The 21,608-nt window shown below is 70.3% G+C and carries 17 protein-coding genes; 10 read left to right on the forward strand and 7 right to left on the reverse strand.

Annotation, left to right across the window (positions count from 1 at the left end; all coding sequences use genetic code 11):
- Positions 1–124: 124 nt before the first annotated feature.
- Positions 125–3,031 (forward strand): preprotein translocase subunit SecA, encoded by a 2,907-nt coding sequence (secA, locus tag EFL95_RS06075; RefSeq protein WP_123233152.1) that lies wholly within the window; start codon positions 125–127, stop codon positions 3,029–3,031.
- Here the strand turns inward: secA and EFL95_RS06080 are convergent.
- The 3 genes from EFL95_RS06080 to EFL95_RS06090 all read right to left on the reverse strand — a co-directional run bounded on the left by EFL95_RS06080 (position 3,028) and on the right by EFL95_RS06090 (position 5,396).
- The gene (locus tag EFL95_RS06080; RefSeq protein ID WP_123233153.1) at positions 3,028–3,507 is read right to left on the reverse strand and encodes an Rv3235 family protein; all 480 of its coding nucleotides are present in this window, start codon (positions 3,505–3,507) and stop codon (positions 3,028–3,030) included. The two genes, secA and EFL95_RS06080, sit on opposite strands and share 4 nt — an antisense overlap.
- Positions 3,508–3,599: 92 nt before the next feature.
- Positions 3,600–4,973, reverse strand: a complete 1,374-nt coding sequence (locus EFL95_RS06085) for a hypothetical protein (RefSeq protein WP_246004827.1) — start codon at positions 4,971–4,973, stop codon at positions 3,600–3,602.
- Positions 4,974–5,396, reverse strand: coding sequence for a cupredoxin domain-containing protein (locus tag EFL95_RS06090; protein ID WP_123233154.1), 423 nt, complete (start codon positions 5,394–5,396; stop codon positions 4,974–4,976).
- Positions 5,397–5,530: 134 nt separating this feature from the next.
- Between EFL95_RS06090 and EFL95_RS06095 the strand changes: the two genes are divergently transcribed.
- From EFL95_RS06095 to EFL95_RS19415, 4 genes are read left to right on the forward strand one after another with little or no spacing between them, the layout of a single operon-like run.
- Positions 5,531–6,979 carry a WS/DGAT/MGAT family O-acyltransferase gene (locus tag EFL95_RS06095; protein ID WP_123233155.1) on the forward strand — a complete coding sequence of 483 codons (1,449 nt, stop codon included), beginning with the start codon at positions 5,531–5,533 and terminating at the stop codon, positions 6,977–6,979.
- Positions 6,976–7,320, forward strand: coding sequence for a DUF6912 family protein (locus tag EFL95_RS06100; RefSeq protein WP_123233156.1), 345 nt, complete (start codon positions 6,976–6,978; stop codon positions 7,318–7,320). Before EFL95_RS06095 ends, EFL95_RS06100 begins: the two co-directional genes overlap by 4 nt.
- Before the next feature lie 19 nt (positions 7,321–7,339).
- A complete protein-coding gene (pruA, locus tag EFL95_RS06105; RefSeq protein ID WP_123233157.1) occupies positions 7,340–8,968 on the forward strand; it encodes an L-glutamate gamma-semialdehyde dehydrogenase in 1,629 nt (542 codons plus the stop codon).
- Between the two features lie 14 nt (positions 8,969–8,982).
- Positions 8,983–9,135, forward strand: coding sequence for a hypothetical protein (locus EFL95_RS19415; protein ID WP_183407060.1), 153 nt, complete (start codon positions 8,983–8,985; stop codon positions 9,133–9,135).
- On the opposite strand, the gene EFL95_RS06110 is transcribed toward EFL95_RS19415, so the two are convergent.
- Both EFL95_RS06110 and EFL95_RS06115 read right to left on the reverse strand, forming a co-directional pair.
- A complete protein-coding gene (locus EFL95_RS06110) occupies positions 9,128–9,613 on the reverse strand; it encodes a DUF2505 domain-containing protein (RefSeq protein WP_148044990.1) in 486 nt (161 codons plus the stop codon). The two genes, EFL95_RS19415 and EFL95_RS06110, sit on opposite strands and share 8 nt — an antisense overlap.
- The gene (locus EFL95_RS06115; protein ID WP_123233159.1) at positions 9,613–10,077 is read right to left on the reverse strand and encodes a DUF2505 domain-containing protein; all 465 of its coding nucleotides are present in this window, start codon (positions 10,075–10,077) and stop codon (positions 9,613–9,615) included. Before EFL95_RS06115 ends, EFL95_RS06110 begins: the two co-directional genes overlap by 1 nt.
- A 42-nt stretch (positions 10,078–10,119) precedes the next feature.
- Between EFL95_RS06115 and EFL95_RS06120 the strand changes: the two genes are divergently transcribed.
- The 5 genes from EFL95_RS06120 to EFL95_RS06140 all read left to right on the forward strand — a co-directional run bounded on the left by EFL95_RS06120 (position 10,120) and on the right by EFL95_RS06140 (position 19,550).
- On the forward strand, positions 10,120–10,938 hold the full coding sequence (locus EFL95_RS06120; protein ID WP_123233160.1) for a tryptophan 2,3-dioxygenase family protein: 819 nt from the start codon (positions 10,120–10,122) through the stop codon (positions 10,936–10,938).
- A gap of 89 nt (positions 10,939–11,027) precedes the next feature.
- Positions 11,028–12,296 carry an HNH endonuclease signature motif containing protein gene (locus EFL95_RS06125; RefSeq protein ID WP_123233161.1) on the forward strand — a complete coding sequence of 423 codons (1,269 nt, stop codon included), beginning with the start codon at positions 11,028–11,030 and terminating at the stop codon, positions 12,294–12,296.
- An 83-nt stretch (positions 12,297–12,379) separates the two neighbouring features.
- The gene (locus tag EFL95_RS06130; protein WP_123233162.1) at positions 12,380–17,215 is read left to right on the forward strand and encodes an NAD-glutamate dehydrogenase; all 4,836 of its coding nucleotides are present in this window, start codon (positions 12,380–12,382) and stop codon (positions 17,213–17,215) included.
- 50 nt (positions 17,216–17,265) lie between these two features.
- The gene (locus EFL95_RS06135; RefSeq protein ID WP_123233163.1) at positions 17,266–18,678 is read left to right on the forward strand and encodes an amidase; all 1,413 of its coding nucleotides are present in this window, start codon (positions 17,266–17,268) and stop codon (positions 18,676–18,678) included.
- A complete protein-coding gene (locus EFL95_RS06140; RefSeq protein WP_246004828.1) occupies positions 18,645–19,550 on the forward strand; it encodes an SDR family NAD(P)-dependent oxidoreductase in 906 nt (301 codons plus the stop codon). The genes EFL95_RS06135 and EFL95_RS06140 overlap by 34 nt, the downstream gene beginning before the upstream one ends.
- Here EFL95_RS06140 and EFL95_RS06145 read toward each other — a convergent pair.
- Both EFL95_RS06145 and EFL95_RS06150 read right to left on the reverse strand, forming a co-directional pair.
- Positions 19,547–20,284 carry a class F sortase gene (locus EFL95_RS06145; RefSeq protein WP_148044991.1) on the reverse strand — a complete coding sequence of 246 codons (738 nt, stop codon included), beginning with the start codon at positions 20,282–20,284 and terminating at the stop codon, positions 19,547–19,549. The genes EFL95_RS06140 and EFL95_RS06145 overlap by 4 nt on opposite strands.
- Before the next feature lie 17 nt (positions 20,285–20,301).
- Positions 20,302–21,582 (reverse strand): hypothetical protein, encoded by a 1,281-nt coding sequence (locus EFL95_RS06150; RefSeq protein ID WP_148044992.1) that lies wholly within the window; start codon positions 21,580–21,582, stop codon positions 20,302–20,304.
- Positions 21,583–21,608: the final 26 nt, after the last annotated feature.

Consider the following 21,608-nt stretch of genomic DNA (forward strand, 5'->3'; position numbering starts at 1 on the left):
GATTTACATCAAATTTGGGAGCACCTGTCGTCCTCCACGGTGTCGCTGTCCGTTCACGCCCGGCTCGGTACAGTGGGCAGTCGCAACTTCTGCGAAGAACCCACCCAACGGGAGCCAGACGAACGTGCCTGCCATCATCGACAAGATCCTCCGCATCGGCGAGGGGAAGATCCTCCGCCAGCTGGAGACCATCGCGAAGGCGATCAACGCGATCGAGGACGACTTCGTCGCCATGAGCGACGAGGAGCTGCGCGGCATGACCGACGAGTTCCGCAAGCGCCTCGAGGACGGGGAGACGCTCGACGAGCTGATGCCTGAGGCGTTCGCGACGGTGCGCGAGGCGGCCAAGCGGGTCCTGGGCCAGCGGCACTTCGACGTGCAGCTGATGGGTGGCGCGGCGCTGCACCTGGGCAACATCGCCGAGATGAAGACCGGTGAGGGCAAGACCCTGGTCTCCACGCTGCCGGCGTACCTGAACGCGCTGGAGGGCAAGGGCGCGCACGTCGTCACGGTCAACGACTACCTGGCCAAGTACCACGCGGAGTGGATGGGCCGGGTGCACCACTTCCTGGGCCTGACCGTCGGCGTGATCCTGCCGGAGATGACCCCGGCCGAGCGGCGTGTGGCGTACAACTGCGACATCACCTACGCCACCAACAACGAGCTCGGCTTCGACTACCTGCGCGACAACATGGCCAACGCCCTGGACGACTGCGTCCAGCGCGGCCACAACTTCGCCGTCGTGGACGAGGTCGACTCGATCCTCATCGACGAGGCCCGGACCCCGCTGATCATCTCCGGCCCCACCCAGGACGAGGTGCACTGGTACGGCGAGTTCGCCCAGCTCGTGCTCACCCTGGACAAGGACAGCGACTACGAGGTCGACGAGAAGAAGCGCACCGTCTCGATCCTCGAGGCCGGTATCACCAAGGTCGAGAAGCACCTGGGCATCGACAACCTCTACGAGTCGGCGAACACCCCGCTGATCTCGTTCCTGAACAACTCGATCAAGGCCAAGGAGCTGTTCCGCAAGGACAAGGAGTACGTCGTCCTCGACGGCGAGGTGCTCATCGTCGACGAGCACACCGGCCGCCTCCTGCAGGGCCGCCGCTACAACGACGGCCTGCACCAGGCGATCGAGGCCAAGGAGGGCGTGGAGGTCCAGGAGGAGTACCAGACCCTGGCCACGATCACCCTGCAGAACTACTTCCGCCTCTACACCAAGCTCTCCGGCATGACCGGTACGGCGATGACCGAGGCGTCCGAGTTCGACAAGATCTACAAGCTCGGCGTGGTCCCGATCCCGCCGAACCGCCCGCTCGCCCGGATCGACCAGCCGGACCTTGTCTACCGGACCGAGGAGGCCAAGTTCAACGCGGTGGCCGACGACCTCCAGGAACGTCACAAGGCCGGTCAGCCGGTGCTCGTGGGCACGACCTCGGTGGAGAAGTCCGAGCTGCTCTCCGGCCTGCTCAAGAAGCGCGGCGTCGCGCACACGGTGCTCAACGCCAAGCAGCACGCCAACGAGGCGAAGGTCGTCGCGGTCGCCGGTCACAAGGGCGCGGTCACCGTCGCGACCAACATGGCCGGTCGTGGCACCGACATCATGCTCGGCGGTTCCACCGAGTTCCTGGCCGACCAGGAGCTGCGCAGCCGCGGCCTGGACCCGTTCGAGAACGCCGAGGAGTACGAGGGCGCCTGGGCCGCGACCCTGGAGAAGGTCACCGCCCAGGTCAAGGCCGAGCACGACGAGGTCAAGGACCTCGGCGGCCTCTACGTGCTGGGCACCGAGCGGCACGAGTCCCGTCGCATCGACAACCAGCTGCGCGGTCGTTCCGGCCGTCAGGGCGACCCGGGCGAGTCCCGGTTCTACCTGTCCCTGGAGGACGACCTGCTCCGGCTGTTCAACGCCGCCTTCGTGGAGCGGGTGCTGATCGCGCTCCGCGTCCCGGACGACGTGCCGATCGAGAACAAGTCCGTGACCCGCTCGATCCAGTCCGCCCAGGCCCAGGTCGAGGCGCAGAACTTCGAGTCCCGCAAGAACGTCCTCAAGTACGACGACGTGATGAGCCGCCAGCGCGAGGTCATCTACGGCGAGCGCCGCGAGGTCCTCGAGGGCCGCGACCTGTCCGAGCAGATCCTGGTGATGATCGACGACGCGGTGGCCACCTACGTGGGTGCCGCGACCGAGGGCTTCCCGGAGGAGTGGGACCTGGAGGCGCTCTGGGTGGCGCTCGGGACCCTGTACCCGATCTCGCTGCGCCACGCCGACCTGGAGGAGCAGGCCGGCGGCCGCGACGGGATGGACCGTGCCGAGCTGCTCGAGGCCCTGCAGGCCGACGCGCAGGCCGCGTACGCCGCCCGCGAGGCCGAGATCGGCGAGGAGGTCATGCGCGAGCTCGAGCGCCGCGTGCTGCTCTCGGTCCTGGACCGCAAGTGGCGCGAGCACCTCTACGAGATGGACTACCTGCGCGAGGGCATCGGCCTGCGGGCCTACAGCCAGCGCGACCCGCTGGTCGAGTACCAGCGCGAGGGCTTCGACATGTTCGCGGCCATGAAGGAGGGCATCCGCGAGGAGACCGTCGGCTTCCTGTTCAACCTCGAGGTCGAGGTCGAGCCCGAGGTGGACTACTCCCAGGTCGAGGTCCCCGAGGGCATGGAGATCGAGCCCGGGCACGAGGGTCACTCGCACCCACCGATCTTCCGTCCGATCGGGACCGGGGCCGCGGAGGCCGCGATGGAGGCGGCGGCCGCGCAGAAGGCTCACCAGGAGGCCGAGACCGCGGCCGCGCACGCGCCTGTGATCCGGGCCAAGGGCCTGGAGGCCCCGCGCAAGCCGCAGAACCTGACCTACTCGGCCCCGAGCGAGGACGGCGAGGCGGAGCTCAAGGGCCAGACCGTGAGCAACGCCGGTGACCCGTTCGCCGGGGTCGGCCGCAACGAGCAGTGCCCGTGCGGCTCCGGGAAGAAGTACAAGCAGTGCCACGGTGCCCCGAATCCGGGCGCCTTCAACACCAGCTCGGGCGGCTAACCGAACTCGACGGCCGAGCACCGCCAGCGGTTCTCGATCCGTTCGATCCGTACGGCGATGGCGCGCGAGCGCTGGCCGTGCCGGACGTGGATGCTGACCTCGGCAGCGTCCGGCTGCGGGCGGGACAGGTGCACGCTGCGCACCTGCGCCCGCAGGCGGCGCCGCCGCTGATCGGCCGGGAGGGTGCGCTGCAGGGCGTTGCTGCGCCGCGCCAGGTCGTCGTAGACCTCGTGCGTGGTCCAGCGCATCAGCTGCTGGACGCTCCGGTCGCCGCCGATGACCTCGACGATCGCCTGGGCGAAGCGGGTCGCGAACGCGTCCAGCTCGGAGTCGTCACCGGTGACCAGCCGCAGGTTCGGCCGGAGCGGGAATCCTGCGGGCGGCCCGAAGTCCAGCCGCAGCCGGGACTGCGGCTGGGCGAGCTGGGTCGTGACCGAGCGCTGGGTCGGGACAACGCGTAGGGCGCTGCGCTGCATGGCACCTCCGGGTAGGCGGGGGAGTGCGGTGCAGAGCGGACGCAGGAACGGCCCGTCGATGACGGCGGCCCGGTGAGGAAAAACGCGGCAGGTCAGGCGCCGAAGAGCAGGTACAGCCCGGTGCCGGTGTAGGCGACCATGATCACCAGCAGGCCGAGCTGACCGGTGACCTGGTGCTTCTTCGGCAGCAGGGCCAGCGCCCGGTCGTGCGCGGCGATCACGCCGACGATGTGCCCGGCGACCACGGCGAGGACCTTGATGCAGGCCAGCGTCGTCGGGTGGAAGGACAGCCAGTAGTCCACCGACCAGTCCGCGGTGCCGAACAGGTTGCTGCCGTTGGCCATCGGGTCGGAGAGCTGGAGGACGGTGATCTGGCCCTGCTCGACGAAGTAGCTCAGGTAGTGCGCGGTCATGTAGCCGACGATGATCGGGACCACCGAGTGCGCGAAGAGCAGCGGCAGCGTCCGCCGGTGCGACCCGGCCTCGGAGCTCGGGTCCACGCCGGTGGACATCGTGGCCAGCGCGAAGGTGATGGCGATGATCGAGCAGGCGGCGAGGAGGGCCAGGGTGTTGACCACCTGGACGTCGACGTTCAGCTTGTCGACGAAGCGGACCCAGCGCACCGAGTCCTTGTAGGAGTCGAAGGCGGTCGATCCGAACAGGACCGCGACGGTGGCCACCAGGCCGGGACGCGGGGTCAGCGTGGCCAGGTTGGCCAGCGGGCTGCGCAGCACCAGGGCGCCGCGCTGGTCGCGGGCCCAGGGGGAGAGCTTGGCGAGCAGGTCGGAGTAGACCTCGAACGGGTCGGCGCGGGAGAGCCAGGCGTCCCCGAACAGCGCGGAGCCGATCAGCATGATCAGGAAGTAGCCGACCACCCAGGTCATCACGCCCGGGTGCAGGCCCGAGGCGCCCAGGTAGGCCGAGCGCGGGTTGACCAGCTCCTGCCAGACGAACGCGAAGAGCCCGGCGGCCGCGGGCCAGTAGCCGAGCCGCTCGGGGTAGGCGTACAGACCCTTGGCCGGATCCGAACCGGTCGCCTTCGCGAACAGCAGGTTCAGGGTGCGCACCGGGCTGACGGCGCGGAAGAACCGGCCGAACAGCACCGAGGACGGCACGATGCCGACCCAGAGGATGACGTAGAAGGTGCCGAAGACCGGGTTGGTGACCAGGTCGGGCCCGGCGACCATCGCCCAGACGATGTAGCCGCCGAAGATGAGGCCGAGCAGCCGCAGGCCGCCCTCGAACCACGGGCTGTCGATGGTCCGGGCCACCTCGCGCGGCAGCGGGCGGCCGAGCTCACCCTTGCCGTCGTACCGGGGGTTGCGCCAGGCCAGGATCAGCACGCAGAAGGAGACCACCAGCGCAGCGGTGCCGCCGGCGATCGCCAGCGGCGCCGGGATCGGCAGGTCCTTCGCCCCGCCGAGCCCGTGCAGCGGGACGACGGGACCGACCAGGTCGGCTACCACCTAGCGGACCTCGAGCTGGACGATCAGCTTGTCCAGCGCGTGGTCCTCGAGGTCGACGACGCCCGGCTGGGCCAGCTTCAGGGTGATCTCCGAACCGCCGGCGGGGAACTCGATGTGCTTCTCGGGAGAGCTGTGCAGGTGCAGCTCGCCGGCCTTGTCGGCGTTGATCTGGAGCACGATCGGCTGGTTCGCCTTGACCTCGACCTTGTCGCCGCTGGGCGTCACGGTGTCGCCGGAGAGCTTGATCGCGATCACCTTGGCGTCGGAGGAGGGCGCGGTGGTCACCTGGGACGACGGGGTCGCGGAGAGCTCGGCCTCGGGCTCGGAGCCGGGCTTCTTGCCGTCCGAGCCGCAGGCGGTCAATGACAGCGCCAGGACCAGTGCGGTGGCGGCGCCGGCGGCGAGGGCGGGGCGTGCGGGCATCAGAACTCCAGGTGGGACGGGTGGGGGAGCGCGGGTGCGCTCTGTCAGAATCCCATGACGAGGAGTGGTGCAACCACCCAGGTTGGGAACTCTGCAGGAGTTCTCAGGGAACCCTTAGTGCGAAAGGCGGACGTGTGAGCGAGCGACTGCGAGGCGCCGACCTTGCCCTGCTCTCCGCCGAGACCGGGCGCACCCCGATGCACAACGCGACCCTGGAGATCTTCGAACCGGGCGAGTCCGGGTTCGACTACGAAGCCCTGATCGCGCACATCGAGGACCGGATCACCTTCGTGCCGCGCTACCGCCAGGCCGTCCGCCAGGTGCCGGGCCGGCTGGCCAACCCGGTCTGGGTCGACGACCCGGACTTCGACCTCGCCTACCACGTGCGGCGCTCCGCGCTGCCGCGTCCGGGCACCCTGGACCAGCTCCGCGAGCTCACCGCCCGGATCATGTCGCGCCGCCTCGACCCGTCCCGCCCGCTGTGGGAGGTCTACTTCGTCGAGGGACTCGAGGGCGGTCGGGTCGCGGTGCTCTCGAAGTCCCACCAGGTCCTGGTCGACGGCATCGCGACGGTCGACCTCGGTCAGGTCCTGCTCGACGTCGACCCCGGCCCGCGGCACCTCGTGCCCGACGACTGGATGCCGGCCGAGGAACCGTCCGGGACCAGCCTGGTGCTGGACGCGCTGGCTGACACCGCGCGCGACCCGCTCAGCGCGGTGACCTCGGTCCAGGGCGCTGCGGGAGCCGTCGGCAAGGCCGCCGGCGCGGTGCTGAACCGCTTCGGGGCGATCGCGGGCGCACTCTCCAACCGCCGTCCGGCCCCGGACAGCCCGTTCAACGTCGACCCCTCCGAGCAGCGCCGGGTCGTGCTGGTCCGCACTGCGCTCAAGGACTACCGACGGGTGCGCCGGGTGCACGGCGGCACCGTGAACGACGTCATCCTGGCCACCCTGACCGGCGCCGTCCGGGCCTGGCTGATGACCCGCGCCGAGTCGGTGGGCAGCGGTCGCCGGATCAAGGCTCTGGTCCCGATGAGCGTGATCGACGAGGAGCTCGAGCCGACCTCGCTCGGCTCGCAGGTGATCGGCCACAAGGTCGACCTGCCGATCGGCGAGGCCTCGCCGGTGATCCGGCTGCACCAGGTCTCCTACGCGCTCAAGGCGCACAGCGAGACCGGCAACGCGGTCGCAGCCGACCGGATCGCCGGGGTCGCCGGCTTCGCCCCCACCACGTTCCACGCGCTCGGCTCCCGGGTCGCGGTGGAGGAGTCCCAGGGCGTGAACCTGGTGATCACCAACGTGCCCGGTCCGCAGTTCCCGATGTTCATGGCCGGCGCGGAGATGGTCGAGACCTACCCGGTGCCGCCGCTGCAGCCCGGGTTCGCGCTGGCGATCGGAGTGACCTCCTACGACGGCGGGGTCTACTACGGCATCACCGCCGACCGCGACATCCTGCCGGACGTCGACGTGCTCGGGCAGTGCGTCCGGGAGGCGCTCGACGAGCTGGTCGACAGTGCCAGCGACTCCCGGCCGCGGGCCCCCCGGGGACGGAAACGGGCTGATCGCGACGGGGCCGACAAGTGACCCGCGTCTACCTGCCCACCACCCTGGAGGAGCTGGCCGTCTTCGTGGCCGCGGGCGAGGTGCCCGCGAGCGTCGACCGGTACGTCGCCCAGGACGAGTCCGAGGACTCCGAGTACGACGCCCTGGCGGCAGCCGCCGAGGACTCGGCCGAGATGCTGGCCGGCCCTGGTCGTCGGGTGGTCGTCGTCGCCGAGGTCGCCGACCCGGACGCGGCGTTCGCCCTGGACCGGGTGGTGGCCGTGCACGCCGACGACGAGGTCGTCGCACCGGACGCCCGCGACCTCCCGGACCTGGGCTGGTACGCCACCCAGGAGATCGGGGCGCTGCTGGCTTCGCGCTAGCCCGTGATTACATCGGGTCATGGACGCCATCACCCACCCCCCGGCTCCCACCAACGAGCCGAACCTGGACTACGCGCCGGGCAGCCCCGAACGGGCCGCCCTGGAAGCGGAGCTCACCCGACAGTCCGCCCGCACCGTCTCGCTCCCGGCCACGATCGGTGGCCGCCGCCGGACGCCCGGCGGAGCAGAGTTCACGGTCGTGCAGCCGCACGCGCACGCGGAGGTGCTCGGGGTCTCCCGGCACAGCACCACCGCGGACGCGGAGGCGGCCGTCCGTGCGGCCGCGAAGGCCGCGCCCGGCTGGCGGGCGCTGCCCTTCGACGAGCGGGCCGCGGTGCTGCTCAAGGCAGCCGACCTGCTCGCCGGCCCGTGGCGTGCGCGGCTGAACGCGGCCACCATGCTCGGCCAGTCCAAGACCGCCTGGCAGGCCGAGATCGACAGCGCCTGCGAGCTGATCGACTTCTGGCGCTTCAACGTGCACTACGCGCGGCAGATCCTCGAGGAGCAGCCGATCGCGAACGCGCCCGGAGTCTGGAACCGGACCGACCACCGCCCGCTGGAGGGTTTCGTCTACGCGATCACCCCGTTCAACTTCACCGCGATCGCCGGCAACCTGCCGACCGCGCCCGCGCTGATGGGCAACGTGGTCATCTGGAAGCCGTCGCCGACCCAGCAGTACGCCGCGCAGCTGATCCTCCAGATCCTCGAGGAGGCCGGCCTGCCGCCGGGCGTGATCAACCTGCTGCCCGGGGACGGCATCGACGTCAGCAAGGTGCTGCTGAACCACCCGGACCTGGCCGGCATCCACTTCACCGGCTCCACGCCGACGTTCCAGCACCTGTGGCGCAGCGTCGGGGAGAACCTCACCTCCTACCGCTCCTACCCGCGGATCGTCGGGGAGACCGGCGGCAAGGACTTCGTGCTGGCGCACCCGAGCGCTGACCCGGAGGTGGTGCGCGTCGCGCTGATCCGCGGAGCCTTCGAGTACCAGGGCCAGAAGTGCTCCGCCGCCTCGCGGGCCTACGTCCCGAAGTCGCTGTGGGCTAAGCTGCGCGACCCGCTGATCGCCGAGACCGAGTCGCTCAGCATGGGCGACGTACGGGACCTGTCGAACTTCATGGGCGCGGTCATCGACGACCGCGCGTTCGCCAAGCACAAGGCGGCGATCACCCGGGCCAAGCGGGCAGACAAGCTCAAGGTCGTCGCCGGTGGTCAGGTCGACGACCGGATCGGCTACTTCGTCCGCCCGACGATCGTCACCTCGACCGACCCGACCGACCGGATGTTCTCCGAGGAGTACTTCGGCCCGATCCTGGCCGTGCACGTCTACGACGACGCCCGGTTCGAGAAGGTCGCCGACCAGCTGGAGTCGTTCGCGCCGTACGCGCTGACCGGCGCGGTGATCTCGCGGGACCGCTACGCGATCGACTGGGCCACCGAGCGGCTGCGCTTCGCCGCGGGCAACTTCTACGTCAACGACAAGCCGACCGGGGCTGTCGTCGGCCAGCAGCCGTTCGGCGGTGCACGGGCCTCGGGGACGAACGACAAGGCCGGTGCGGCCGACAACCTGCGCCGGTGGACTTCGCCGCGGTCGATCAAGGAGACCTTCGTGCCGCCCACCCGGGTGGGCTACCCGCACATGGGCTAGGGGAGACTGAGGGGGTGATCGCCGCGCTGATTCCGGAGCACCTGGGCAAGCTGCACCCCTACGAGCACGTCCTGGTGTTCGTGCTCGCCTTCGGGCCGATCCTGCTGCTCGCGGTCACCATCTACATCGCCCGCAAGCGCATCGACGACGAGGACGAGGTCAGCTAGCGAGCCAGTCGCGGCCGACCTTGTTCTCGGCCCGCAGCGCCTTGCCCAGCATGTCGCCGATCAAGCCCTCGATCTTCCCGCCGATCAGCGGGATGGAGGCCTTCACGTCGACCGCGACGACCTCGGTGACGCCGCCGTCGACCTCGGTCAGCGTGACCGTTCCGAGCATGTCACCGGGCTTGCCGGGGATCGTCACGTGCAGCTCGGCCTGGGAGTTCGAGGACCAGGCCTCCTCCTGGACGATGTTGATCTCGTCGCCGACCAGCTTGCGGGCGAAGGACGGCACCTCGTGGGCGGGCCGGTACTGGTCGACCTTGACCGTCATACCGGCTCCGGCGGGATTGATCGTCACCGTCCGCCGCGGGAAGCGCTGGAACTCGCAGACCGCGTCGCGGAAGTCCGGGTTCGAGAGCATCGTGTAGACCTGCTCGATCGTCGCGCCGTCGTACCGGAGCTCGTAACGGACCTTCTTCGCCATCAGGCACCCGCCAGCCACGCAGCGCCGACGGCCTGCTCCTTGACGAAGCCCTCGGTGGTGAGGTCGACGACGAGCTTCTCCAGCTTGCCGCCGATCAGGGGCACGCTGGCCTTGACGTCCAGGTCGTAGGTCAGCACGCTGCCGGCACCCTGCGCGGACACGGTCGCGGTGCCGGACATCGAGGTCGGCTTGCCCGGGGTCTCCACGACGAACGCCGCCGCCAGACCGTCCCAGGTGTAGGTGTTGATCGCCCGGGTGGACTCGCCCACGAACTTCTTCGCGAACGACGGCACTCCCTGGACGGCCTGCTCCTGGTCGACGACCACCTTGTTGCCGGTCACCGTCGCCCGGGAGGTCAGGGCGCCCGTCGCCTCGGCGACCTTGTCCCAGTACGCGGGGTCGGTCAGCATCGCGAGCACGGCCTCGGGGGCGGCGTCGTAGGTCAGCTCATGGCGCAGTTTCATGCGCACATCATGTCCTAAGCCCGATGGCCTACGTTGGTCCCTGTGGACGGAACTGAGAACTTCGTCAGCTTCGGCGAAGAGGGCGCGCTGCTGACCTACGGCAGCTACCTGCGCCTGCCCGACCTGCTCGACGCCCAGCACCTGGAGTCCGACCCGCCGGCGCACGACGAGCTGCTGTTCATCACCATCCACCAGGTCTACGAGCTCTGGTTCAAGCAGCTGCTGCACGAGGCGGGCACGGTCCGGGACGCCCTAGTGGCCACCGAGGCGGCCAGCGGCGGGCGCGACCTGTGGTTCTGCCGGCACCTGCTCACCCGGATGCACGTCATCGAGCGGGTGCTGGTCCAGCAGGTCGACGTGCTGGAGACGATGACCCCGCAGGACTTCCTGGAGTTCCGCCAGCGGCTGGCGCCGGCCAGCGGCTTCCAGTCGGTGCAGTTCCGCGAGCTGGAGTTCCTCTCCGGTGCCAAGGACCCCGGCTACCTGAAGCGGTTCAAGGGACTCACCCCGGTGGAGGAGGAGCGGCTCGCCCGGCGGCTGGAGGAGCCGAGCCTGTGGGACGGGTTCGTGCACGTCGTCGGCGAGGCCGGCCTGGACACCTCCTCAGACGAGGCGATCACCGCCTCGCTGCGCCACGTCGCGCACCACCGGTCGGACTACGCCGACCTCTGGGGGCTGGCCGAGGCGCTGCTCCAGCACGACGAGCTGGCGGCCGCCTGGCGCGCCCGGCACGTGGTGATGGTCGAGCGGATGATCGGTGACAAGGGCGGCACCGGTGGGTCGAGCGGGGCCGGCTACCTGCGCAGCCGGCTGGCGATGAAGTTCTACCCGCTGCTCTGGGAGCTCCGCTCGGCCCTCTGACCGGACGAGTTCTTCCTGACTTTCCTCGGCCCACCGAAGGACTTTCATTTCGGACGGTTTCTGTCGGTCGCGACTCATAACGTCGTGACATGAGCATCCAGCACCTTCCTGATCGACGGCACCCCGTGCTGTCGATGCTCGATGAGCTGGAGGCAGTGCGAGCCAAGTACGCCGGTGCGCCGGTCTGGACGATGTCGGTGACCGAGCTGAGCGAGGCGGTGCCGCGACTGGCGACGCACAACACCGCGATGAGGGCCCTTGGGCTCACGGTCCTACGGGAGGCGGATCGGCAGCAGGTCGGCGATCCGAACGGGTACGCCAACACGCTCGGCTGGTACGCCGCCGCCACCCACCTCGCGAAGCCCGAGGCGAAGCGGGACCTGCGGCTCGCCGAGTACCTGGATGACGACGGACACCAGGCTGTGCGCGCTGCGGCGTTGGACGGCGCGGTGACGGTGGACCAGGCGGGGGCGATCATCGCCGCGGTCGAGGACCTGCCCACCGACCTGGTCGACCCGGGCCTGCGGACCAAGGCCGAGAACCACCTGATCGAGTTCGCCGCCGATCTCGACCCGAAGCAGCTGCGCATCATCGGCCGTCGGATCCTCGAGGTCGAAGCCCCCGAGATCGCGGATGCGGCGCTGGCCCGGGTGCTGGAGGCGGAGGAGGCCCACGCCGAGGCCACCAGCTCGTTCTCGATGCGTCCTGATGGCCACGGCTCCATGGTCGGCCGGTTCAAGATCCCACTCCTGGCCGGACGGATGCTGGAAAGACACCTCGCCGCGATCGCGGCACCACGGCACCAGAACGCGATGGCCGCCCTCGACCCCACCGGCACCACGGTTACGAAGCCGTGGCGCTGGGGCGCAGCGTTCACCGAGTACATCGAGACCCGCCCCGCGAGCTCGGTGCCCCGAGTCGGTGGGATCGCGGCCACCGTCGTGGTCACCATGCCCCTCGAAACCCTGCTCGGCGACCTCAAGGCCGCCGGCCAGCTCGATACGGGCGAGACCATCTCCGCAGCAGCCGCCCGCCGCCTGGCCTGCGAGGCGGGGATCATTCCCGCCGTCCTCGGCACCCGATCCCAGGTCCTCGACCTGGGCCGCAAGACCCGCTTCCACACCGAACCCCAACGCATCGCCATCGCCCTGCGCGACAAGACCTGCATCATCGAAGGCTGCGACCGCGGACCCCAGGACGCCCACGTCCACCACCTCGACCAGTGGGCCCACGGCGGCGGCACCAGCGTCGAACGCGGCGTCATGATCTGCGCACCCCACCACACCCAGATCCACGACCCCCGCTACACCACCGAGCCCCGACCCGGCGGCAAGCTCAGGTTCCACAGGCGGACGTGAGGAATGGGCGTCTCGGAAACGAGAATCGGACATCAGGGTTGTTGTCCGCGATCGGTCCGGGTCCTAGCCTCGGAAGTGTGCCGATGACGACCGACGACGGTAGGGCCGAGCTTCTCCGACGGTTGTGCGACTACGCAGCCAAGCACCCACCGGCCGGTCCCGAGGGTCTCTCGCTCAGCACCCTGCTGCAGGCCTACTACCTGCACGCGGCCTACGAGGACCTCACCGAGCGCTCCGAGATCGACCTGTACGGCGGGGCCGCGCACCACCTGCGCACCGGCACCGAGCGGCCCCAGGGCACCGCGACGGTGCGGATCTTCACCCCGACCGTCCCCGACGACGGCTGGTCGGCCGCCGGGCACACCGTCGTCGAGGTCGTCACCGACGACATGCCGTTCCTGGTCGACTCGGTGACGATGGCCCTCGACGAGGCCGGCCACGCGGTCCACGTCGTCCTGCACCCGCAGCTGGTCGTCCGCCGCGACGTGGCCGGCCATCTCGAGGACGTGCTCGGCAGCGACGCGAGCGCGAGCGACCTCGAGGCCCACGACGTGCAGCGCGAGTCCTGGATGCACCTGGAGATCGACCGGATCTCGGCTGACGAGGCGACCGAGGTGGCCGCGCGCCTGGAGAAGGTGCTCACCGACGTCCGCGAAGCGGTCGAGGACTGGCGCCGGATGCACGAGCGGCTCGACGCGCTGGTCACCGAGCTCGAGACCACCCCGCCGCCGCTCCCGGCCCAGGAGCTGGAGCAGGGCACCGCCTTCCTGCGCTGGCTGGGGGAGAACCACTTCACGTTCCTCGGCTACCGCGAGTACGAGCTGCGGAGTCATGGCGACCTCGAGGAGCTGGTCGCCGTCCCGGGCACCGGGTACGGCATCCTGCGTTCGGACCCGACCGCCGCCGGGGTGCTGCCGCCGCTGGTCGCTGCCCGGGCACGTGAGCAGGTGCTGCTGGTGCTCGCCAAGGCGAACTCGCGGGCGACCGTGCACCGCTCGGTGCACCTGGACTACGTCGGCGTGAAGAAGTTCGACGCCGACGGCCAGGTGATCGGCGAGCGCCGCTTCCTCGGGCTGTTCTCCTCCGCGGCGTACACCGAGTCCGTCACCCGGATCCCGCTGGCCCGCGAGAAGGCCCGTGCGGTGATCGCCGAGGCCGGCTTCGAGCCGATGAGCCACGCCGGCAAGGCGATGCTCGACGTGCTGGAGACCTATCCGCGCGACGAGCTGTTCCAGACCAGCGTCGAGGAGTTGGTGCCGATCGCGACCGCGGTGATGCACACCCGCGAGCGCCGCCAGCTGCGGTTGTTCGTGCGCCGCGACGTCTACCACCGCTACTGGTCGGTGCTCGTCTACCTGCCGCGGGACCGCTACAACACCGCGGTGCGCGAACGGATCGCGGCGATCCTCTCCGAGCAGCTGCACGGGGACTCGCTGGAGTACACCGCCAACGTCGGCGACTCCTTCGCGGCCCGCCTGCACTTCGTGATCCGACCGCCGGCCGGCGAGCTGGTCGGCGACGTGGACGTGGCCGACCTCGAGCGTCGCTGCGCCGAGACCGCGCGCTCGTGGAGCGACGACTTCAGCGCCGCCGTCATCGCCGAGTACGGCGAGGAGGCCGGGAGCCGGCTCGCCCGCCGGTACGCCGGGTCGTTCCCGGAGGCGTACAAGGAGGACTACCCCTCACGCACCGGGGCCGTCGACATCGGTCGCCTGGAGGCGCTGGCCGACTCGCCCGAGGGCATCGGACTCTCGCTCTACGAGGAGGTCGGGGCCGCGGTCGGCGAGGCCCGGCTGAAGATCTACCGGGTCGGCGGACGGCTCTCGCTCTCCGAGGTGCTGCCGGTGCTGGCCGCGATGGGCGTCGAGGTGGTCGACGAGCGGCCCTACGAGCTCGAGGGCCTGGACACCCCGTCCTACGTCTACGACTTCGGCCTGCGCCACCGCGGCGGCCTGCCGGACAACGCCCGGGAGAAGTTCCAGGACACCGTGCTGGCGGTCTGGAACGGCCAGAACGAGGTCGACGGCTTCAACGCACTGGTGCTCTCCACCGGGATCACCTGGCGCCAGGCGGTGGTGCTGCGTGCGTACTGCCGGCACATGCTCCAGGGCGGTACGCCGTTCGCGCAGGCCACCATCGAGGACGCGCTGCGCATCAACGTCGACATCACCCGGTTGCTGGTCCAGCTCTTCGAGGCACGCTTCGACCCGGGCCAGCGCGACCTGGCGGCCGACGACGAGTCCCGGACGGCACTGTGCGAGGTGCTCGCCGAGAGGATCGTCGGGGCACTGGACGAGGTGACGAGCCTCGACCACGACCGCATCCTGCGCAGCTACCTGACCTGGATCACCGCGACGCTGCGGACCAACTTCTTCCAGAGCGCCGAGGGCGGCGGGCCGCACTCCTACCTGTCCCTGAAGCTGGACCCGTCCGCCATCGCGGACCTGCCCGAGCCCCGGCCGAAGTTCGAGATCTTCGTCTACTCGCCCCGGGTCGAGGGCGTGCACCTGCGGTTCGGCACCGTGGCCCGCGGCGGTCTGCGCTGGTCCGACCGCCGCGACGACTTCCGCTCCGAGGTGCTGGGCCTGGTCAAGGCGCAGATGGTCAAGAACACCGTGATCGTGCCGGTGGGCGCCAAGGGCGGCTTCTACGCCAAGCAGCTGCCCGACCCGGCCGACCGCGACGCCTGGATGGCCGAGGGCATCGCCTGCTACAAGACCTTCATCGCCGGCCTGCTCGACGTGACCGACAACCTCGTCGAGGGGGAGGTCGTCCCTCCGGCCGAGGTCGTCCGCCACGACGCGGACGACACCTACCTGGTGGTGGCGGCCGACAAGGGCACCGCGACCTTCAGCGACATCGCCAACGAGGTCGCGATCTCCTACGGCTTCTGGCTCGGCGACGCGTTCGCCTCGGGCGGCTCGGCCGGCTACGACCACAAGGCCATGGGCATCACCGCCCGCGGTGCCTGGGTCTCGGTCCGCCGGCACTTCCGGGAGATGGGCGTCGACTGCCAGAACGAGGACTTCACCTGCGTCGGCGTCGGGGACATGTCCGGCGACGTCTTCGGCAACGGGATGCTCTGCTCCGAGCACACGTTGCTGCTGGCCGCGTTCGACCACCGCGACATCTTCCTGGACCCGAACCCCGACCCGGCGGTCTCGTTCGCGGAGCGGCAACGGATGTTCGCCCTGCCGCGCTCGTCGTGGAAGGACTACGACTCGACCCTGATCTCCGAGGGCGGAGGCGTCTTCCCGCGCTCCGCCAAGTCGATCCCGCTGACCGCACAGGTCCGCGAGGCGCTCGGCGTCGAGGACGCTTCGATGACGCCGGCCGCGCTCATGAACGCGATCCTCAAGGCACCGGTCGACCTGCTCTGGAACGGTGGCATCGGCACCTACGTGAAGGCCGCGAGCGAGTCCGACGCGGACGCCGCGGACAAGGCCAACGACGCGATCCGGGTCGACGGCGGCGAGCTGCGGGCACGCTGCGTCGGCGAGGGCGGCAACCTCGGCTTCACCCAGCGCGGACGCATCGAGTACGCGACCCAGGGCTGCGGGGGCTCCGGTGGCCGGATCAACACCGACTTCATCGACAACTCCGCCGGCGTGGACACCTCCGACCACGAGGTGAACATCAAGATCCTGCTCGACAAGGTGGTCACCGCCGGCGACCTGACCGGCAAGCAGCGCAACGAGCTGCTCGCCTCGATGACCGACGAGGTCGGCGACCTGGTGCTCGCGGACAACTACGAGCAGAACCTGGCGCTGGCCAACGCGGTCGCCCAGGCACCGGCCCTGCTGCACGTGCACGAGGACTGGATGCGCTCGCTGGAGTCCCAAGGCCTGCTCAACCGCGAGCTCGAGGCGCTGCCCAGCCGCCGTGAGGTGGCAGGCCGGATCGAGCGCGGCGAGGGGCTCTCCGGCCCGGAGCTCGCCGTGCTGCTCTCCTACACCAAGATCGTGCTGGCCGACGAGCTGCTGGAGTCCTCGATCGCCGACGACCCGTTCCTGCGCGGGGACCTCTACCGCTACTTCCCGACGACGATGCGCCAGGACTACCGCTCCGCGATGGAGGCCCACCCGCTGCGCCGGGAGATCGTGGTCACCCAGCTGGTCAACCAGCTGGTCAACGGTGCCGGGATGACCTACTACCACCGGCTCGCGGGGGAGTCCGCCGCCGGCGCCGACCAGCTCGCCCTGGCCAACTTCCTGTCCCGGGAGATCTTCGGGTCGCCCAGCCTGAACCGGCAGATCAACGCGCTCGACAACGTCCTGGACGCCGAGGTGCAGACCCGCCTGCGCATCGAGGTGCGCACCCTGGTCGAGCGGGCCAGCCGCTGGCTGGTGAACAACCGCCGGCTCCCGCTGGACAGCGAGGCGGTGGTCGAGGAGTTCGAGGTCACCGTCGAGAAGGTGACCACCGCGCTGCCCGAGCTGATGACCGGCGCCGAGCTGGCGGCGTTCGAGGCCCGCTGCGAGGCGCTCTCCGCACTCGGCGTGCCGGAGGAGCTCGCGGCGCGGGTGGCGGCCTGCCCGCCGGCGTACATGGTGCTGGGCATCGTCCAGACCGCCGCGCGCACCGACGTCGACCCGCTCGAGGTCGCCCGGCTGCACTTCGCCGTCGGCGAGCTGCTCGGGCTGCCGGGCCTGATCACCCGGATCCTGGCGCTGCCGCGGCGCGACCGCTGGCAGACGATGGCGCGGGCCGCGCTGCGCGACGACCTGCACAGCGTGCACGCCCGGCTGACCGGCGAGGTGCTCGACGTCAGCAGCCTGGAGGCCTGGCAGCAGGCCAAGGGCGCGGCGCTGACGCGGGCCGCCGACACCATCGCGACGATCTGCGCCGACGACGACGCGGACCTGGCCCGGATGTCGGTCGCGCTGCGGGTGGTCCGCTCTCTCCTGGAGACCCCCTGAACGGATAGGTTCTGCGTCACCACCCCCGGCAGACAGGTAAGACGATCGCGATGTCCTCACGAGTCACGGCAGACCTCCCGGCGAGCGACCTGGTCCGGCTGACCACCTCCGGTGGCGCCAGCGCGAAGGAGGTCGTCGAGGCTTCCCTGGACCGGATCTCCAAGCGCGACCCCGGCCTGAACGCGTTCTCGGTGGTGCTGGCCGACGAGGCCCGCGCGGACGCTGCCCGCCTCGACGCGCTGATCGCCGAGGGCGGCCAGCCAGGCCCGTTGCACGGCGTACCGGTGGCCATCAAGGAGGAGCTCGACGTCGCCGGCTGCGTGACCACCTTCGGCGGGGTCGCGAACAGCACGCCGGTGAGCGTCGACGGCGAGGTCGTCCGGCGGCTGCGCCAGGCCGGTGCGGTCATCGTGGGCAAGACCCGGATGCCGGAGTTCGGCCAGTGGCCGTTCACCGAGTCGGTCGCCGGCGGCGTCACCCGCAACCCCTGGGACCGCAGCCACACCCCGGGCGGCTCCAGCGGCGGTACGGCGGCCGCAGTGGCCTCCGGGATGGTGCCGGTCGGTCTCGGCGGTGACGGGGGCGGCTCGATCCGGATCCCGTCCGCCTGCTGCGGCCTCTTCGGCCTCAAGCCGACCCGCGGCCGGGTGACCAGCGACCCGATGCCGCACCTGTGGTGGGCCCTGGGCACCACCGGCCCGCTGACCCGGACCGTGCTGGACTCGGCGCTGGTCTACGACGTGATCCGCGGCAACCTGGCCGGAGACCGGTTCCGCGCCCCGGAGCCGGAGACGTCCTTCATCGCGGCGGCCGGGGCCGACCCGGGGAAGCTCCGCATCGGCTGGTCCACCGTTCCGGTGACCAAGGGCGTCAAGCCCGCGGCCGAGCACGTCGCGGCGGTGCACGAGACCGCGGCGCTGCTGGCCGACCTCGGGCACGACGTCCGTGAGGTCGACCCGCGCTACCCCGACCCGACAGCGGCGTTCATCCCGCAGTTCTTCGGCGGCGTCCGCGCCGAGGCCGACGCGATGGAGCACTTCGGCCGGCTCGAGAAGCGCACCCGGGAGACGTACCGCCTCGGCTCCTGGGTCAGCGAGGCGATCGTGGAGAAGGCGATGGCCGCCGGCGACAAGGTCGCCGAGCGCGCCAACCGCGTCTTCGACGAGGTCGACGTGCTGCTGTCCCCGGTGATCGGTCCCCGACCGCGGCGGGTCGGGGCACTGAACAAGGGCGGAACCATCGCGATGTCGCTGAAGTCGCGGCCGATGGTCGCCTGGACCGCGCTGTGGAACGTGACCGGCAACCCGGCGGCCTCGGTGCCCACCGGCATCGCGGCCGACGGCCTTCCCGTCGCGGTGCAGCTCGTCGGCAGGATCGCGGACGAGACCACGCTGCTCTCGCTCTCGGCGCAGATCGAGCGTGCCCGGGCGTGGCCGCTGCTGACGGACTCCTCGGCCCGATGACCGACCTCCTGCTGACGCCGAAGGCGTTCTGGCGACGCCGCGTCCTGGGGCCGTTCACCGACCTGCCCAGCCCGCTCGCCGGTCGCACCGTGCTGATCACCGGCGCCTCCTCGGGGATCGGGGAGGCCACGGCCCGTGCCGTCGCTGCACGCGGCGCCCACGCCCTGCTGGTGGCCCGGCGGGCCGAGGAGCTGGACCGGGTGCGAGCCGAGATCGAGGCGGACGGGGGAGTCGCTACCGCCTACACCTGCGACCTGACCGACACCGCCTCGGTGGACGCACTGATCGCCACGCTCCTGGCAGAGCACGGCGTCGTCGACATGCTGGTCAACAACGCCGGTCGCTCGATCCGCCGCTCGCTGGAGTACTCCTACGACCGGATCCACGACTTCGAGCGCACCATGGCGATCAACTACTTCGGCCCGGTCCGGCTGATCCTCGGCCTGATGCCGGCGATGCGCGAGCAGCGGTTCGGGCACGTGGTCAACATCGTCACCTGGGGCGTGCAGATCAAGGCGCCGCGGTTCGCGGCGTACATCGCCTCGAAGACGGCGCTGGACACCTTCAGCCGGATCGCCGGCCGCGAGGCGTACGCCGACAACGTCACCTTCACCAACCTGCGGCTCTCGCTGGTGCGCACCGACATGATCACCACGGTCGAGGCCTACGAGAAGGCGCCGGCGAAGTCTCCGCAGCAGGCCGCGGCCCTGGTCGTGCGGGCGCTGGAGGACCGGCCGCTGACCATCTCGACGACCGTCGGCAACGTCAGCGAGGTGCTGAACCTGGTCGCTCCACGCCTGATGGACTGGGTGGCCGCGACGGCGTCACGACGCTTCCCGGACTCCGCCGCCGCGCGGGGAGAGGGCCGCTAGGCCGCAGGCTCGACCTGGACGGGCTGGTGGCCCGGCTTCTCGTCGTCCGTGCCGCGTGACGGGGACTTGGACGGGGTCTTGGCAGGCGTCTTGCCGGGCGTTGTGCCGGGCGTCCTGCTCGTCCTGAGCACGCCCAGCGGCTCGGCGAAGACGATGATGTTCGAGGTGTACTCCGAGCCGGTCCAGCCGGTGCAGGTGACCAGCACCAGGCGGTTGTGCTCACGCTTCTGGCCGAACAGCTCGTTGGCGTGCTTGGCCAGCTCGGGCTTGGTGTAGACGAACACCTTGGTGGCCTTGTACTCGAGCACCCCGAGCGCGGTCTTGACCTCGATCATCGCTCCGGGGTGCAGGTCGCCGAGCTGGTTCATGACCCCGCCGCCGGTGTGCACGGTGTGCCCGGTGATCAGGGTCTGGCCGTGCAGCGATCCGGGCTTGGCGCTGCCGCGCCACCAGCCGACCTCGTGCACGTCGGCCGGCGGGTGCAGCACGTGGTTCGCGTCGGCGTCGATCGGGATGACCGGGGCCTTGAGGCCGATCGACGGGACGATGAGGAGCGTCGGTGCCGCCGGGTGGGCCAGGAGCCGGTAGCGCCCCTGCCCGTACGAGGCGTCCGGCCCGGCGATGCTCAGACCGGGGGAGGGAATGGCAAAGCCGGCGACCACCATCGCGAGGAGCAGGACCAGAAGTCTCTTGCTTGCTCCTCCGACGTGATCGCCGGCTCTGCCTTGCTTCACTACTTAGTGGTGCTGGATCACTTGGTCAGCATGCGGCGGTAGCCGATGAGACCAGCGGTGCCGGCCAGCAGCATCAGGGCTGCGGTGGCGGTCAGCACGTCCCGAGCGGTGTGGTTCGCCTGGCCGGCGACACCGGAGTCAACCACCGTCGGCGGCTTCTCGTTGTCGGTCGGGGTCGGCGTCACGGTCGGCGGGGTCACGATGCGGGTGTTCGGTCCGCAGGAGACCTTGCCGATCTCACCGCTGATGAGCGACGAGCCGGTGAACTGAGCGGCGGCCGGCAGCACGTCGAGGGTCAGCGCGGTGACCTCGATCTTCTTGCCGCCGTCGCTGACGACCTGCTTGTTGAGAACGATGTTCAGCAGGTTGTCGTTGATGGCGGTCAGGAGCGGCTGCAGGTTGTCGATCAGCTGGTTGACGACCGCGGTCCGGATCTGGGTCAGAACGCCACCGAGGTTGAGCGGCTGCAGAGCACCGCCGACGGCGGTGTTCAGCTCCGTGGTCAGGGCGTCGGTCAGAGTCGCCACGACGTCCTTGGTGTTCAGGAACAGCGACGTGTTCGGACCCGGGTTGGCCGGCAGGTTCAGCAGGATGATCGGGTCGGCAACGCCCGGAAGGGTGATGCTGATCGCGGTCGAGTCCGAACCGCCCTGGGTGTCGACCAGGTGGGCAGCGCCGGTGGCGTGGTCCGGGTCGGCCTGGCAGGAGGCGTAGATCGCGGACAGCGAGCCGCCGATCTTGATCTCGCCCAGCGGGGTGCCGGCAAGACCGGACGACAGCGCGTTGACCAGGTCGGTCACGCCCTTGCCGAGCGGGGTGAGCAGCACGTCGAGCGGAGCCAGGGCCGAACCCAGCGCGCTGTTGGTGCCGAGGATCACGTTGCCGAGGTCCAGGTGCGCCAGGTCGATGGTCAGCGGCTCACCGTTGAGGTTGCAGTCGCTGTCGCCCACGGTGACGATGCCGCCACCGGTGCCGGCGATACCCGAGCAGGCGTAGGAGGTGCCGTCAGGCTTGGCGACCGCAGCCTGCGGTGCAACGCCAGCGCCGAGGAGCACGTTGTTCGGCAGCAGGTCGGCCAGGGTCGGCACGGTGCTGTTGTCGGTGACGGTCTCGCTGGAGCCGTCGTTGGCAGCCGTCGTCTGCTGCGCGATGACGCTGTTGCCAGCGATCGACAGCTTCAGGCTCTGAGCACTCGACTGCGACGTACCCGAAGCAGCGGCGAATGCGGGCGCGATGGCGAGCGTCGAGAGCGCAGCGGCCCCCACGATCGCTCCGAATCGCAACACACGTCGGTTCAAGATGGTTCCTCCCGGCAGGGCACCGC

Source organism: Nocardioides marmorisolisilvae (genome assembly GCF_003725775.1).
Taxonomy (GTDB): Bacteria; Actinomycetota; Actinomycetes; order Propionibacteriales; family Nocardioidaceae; genus Marmoricola; species Marmoricola marmorisolisilvae.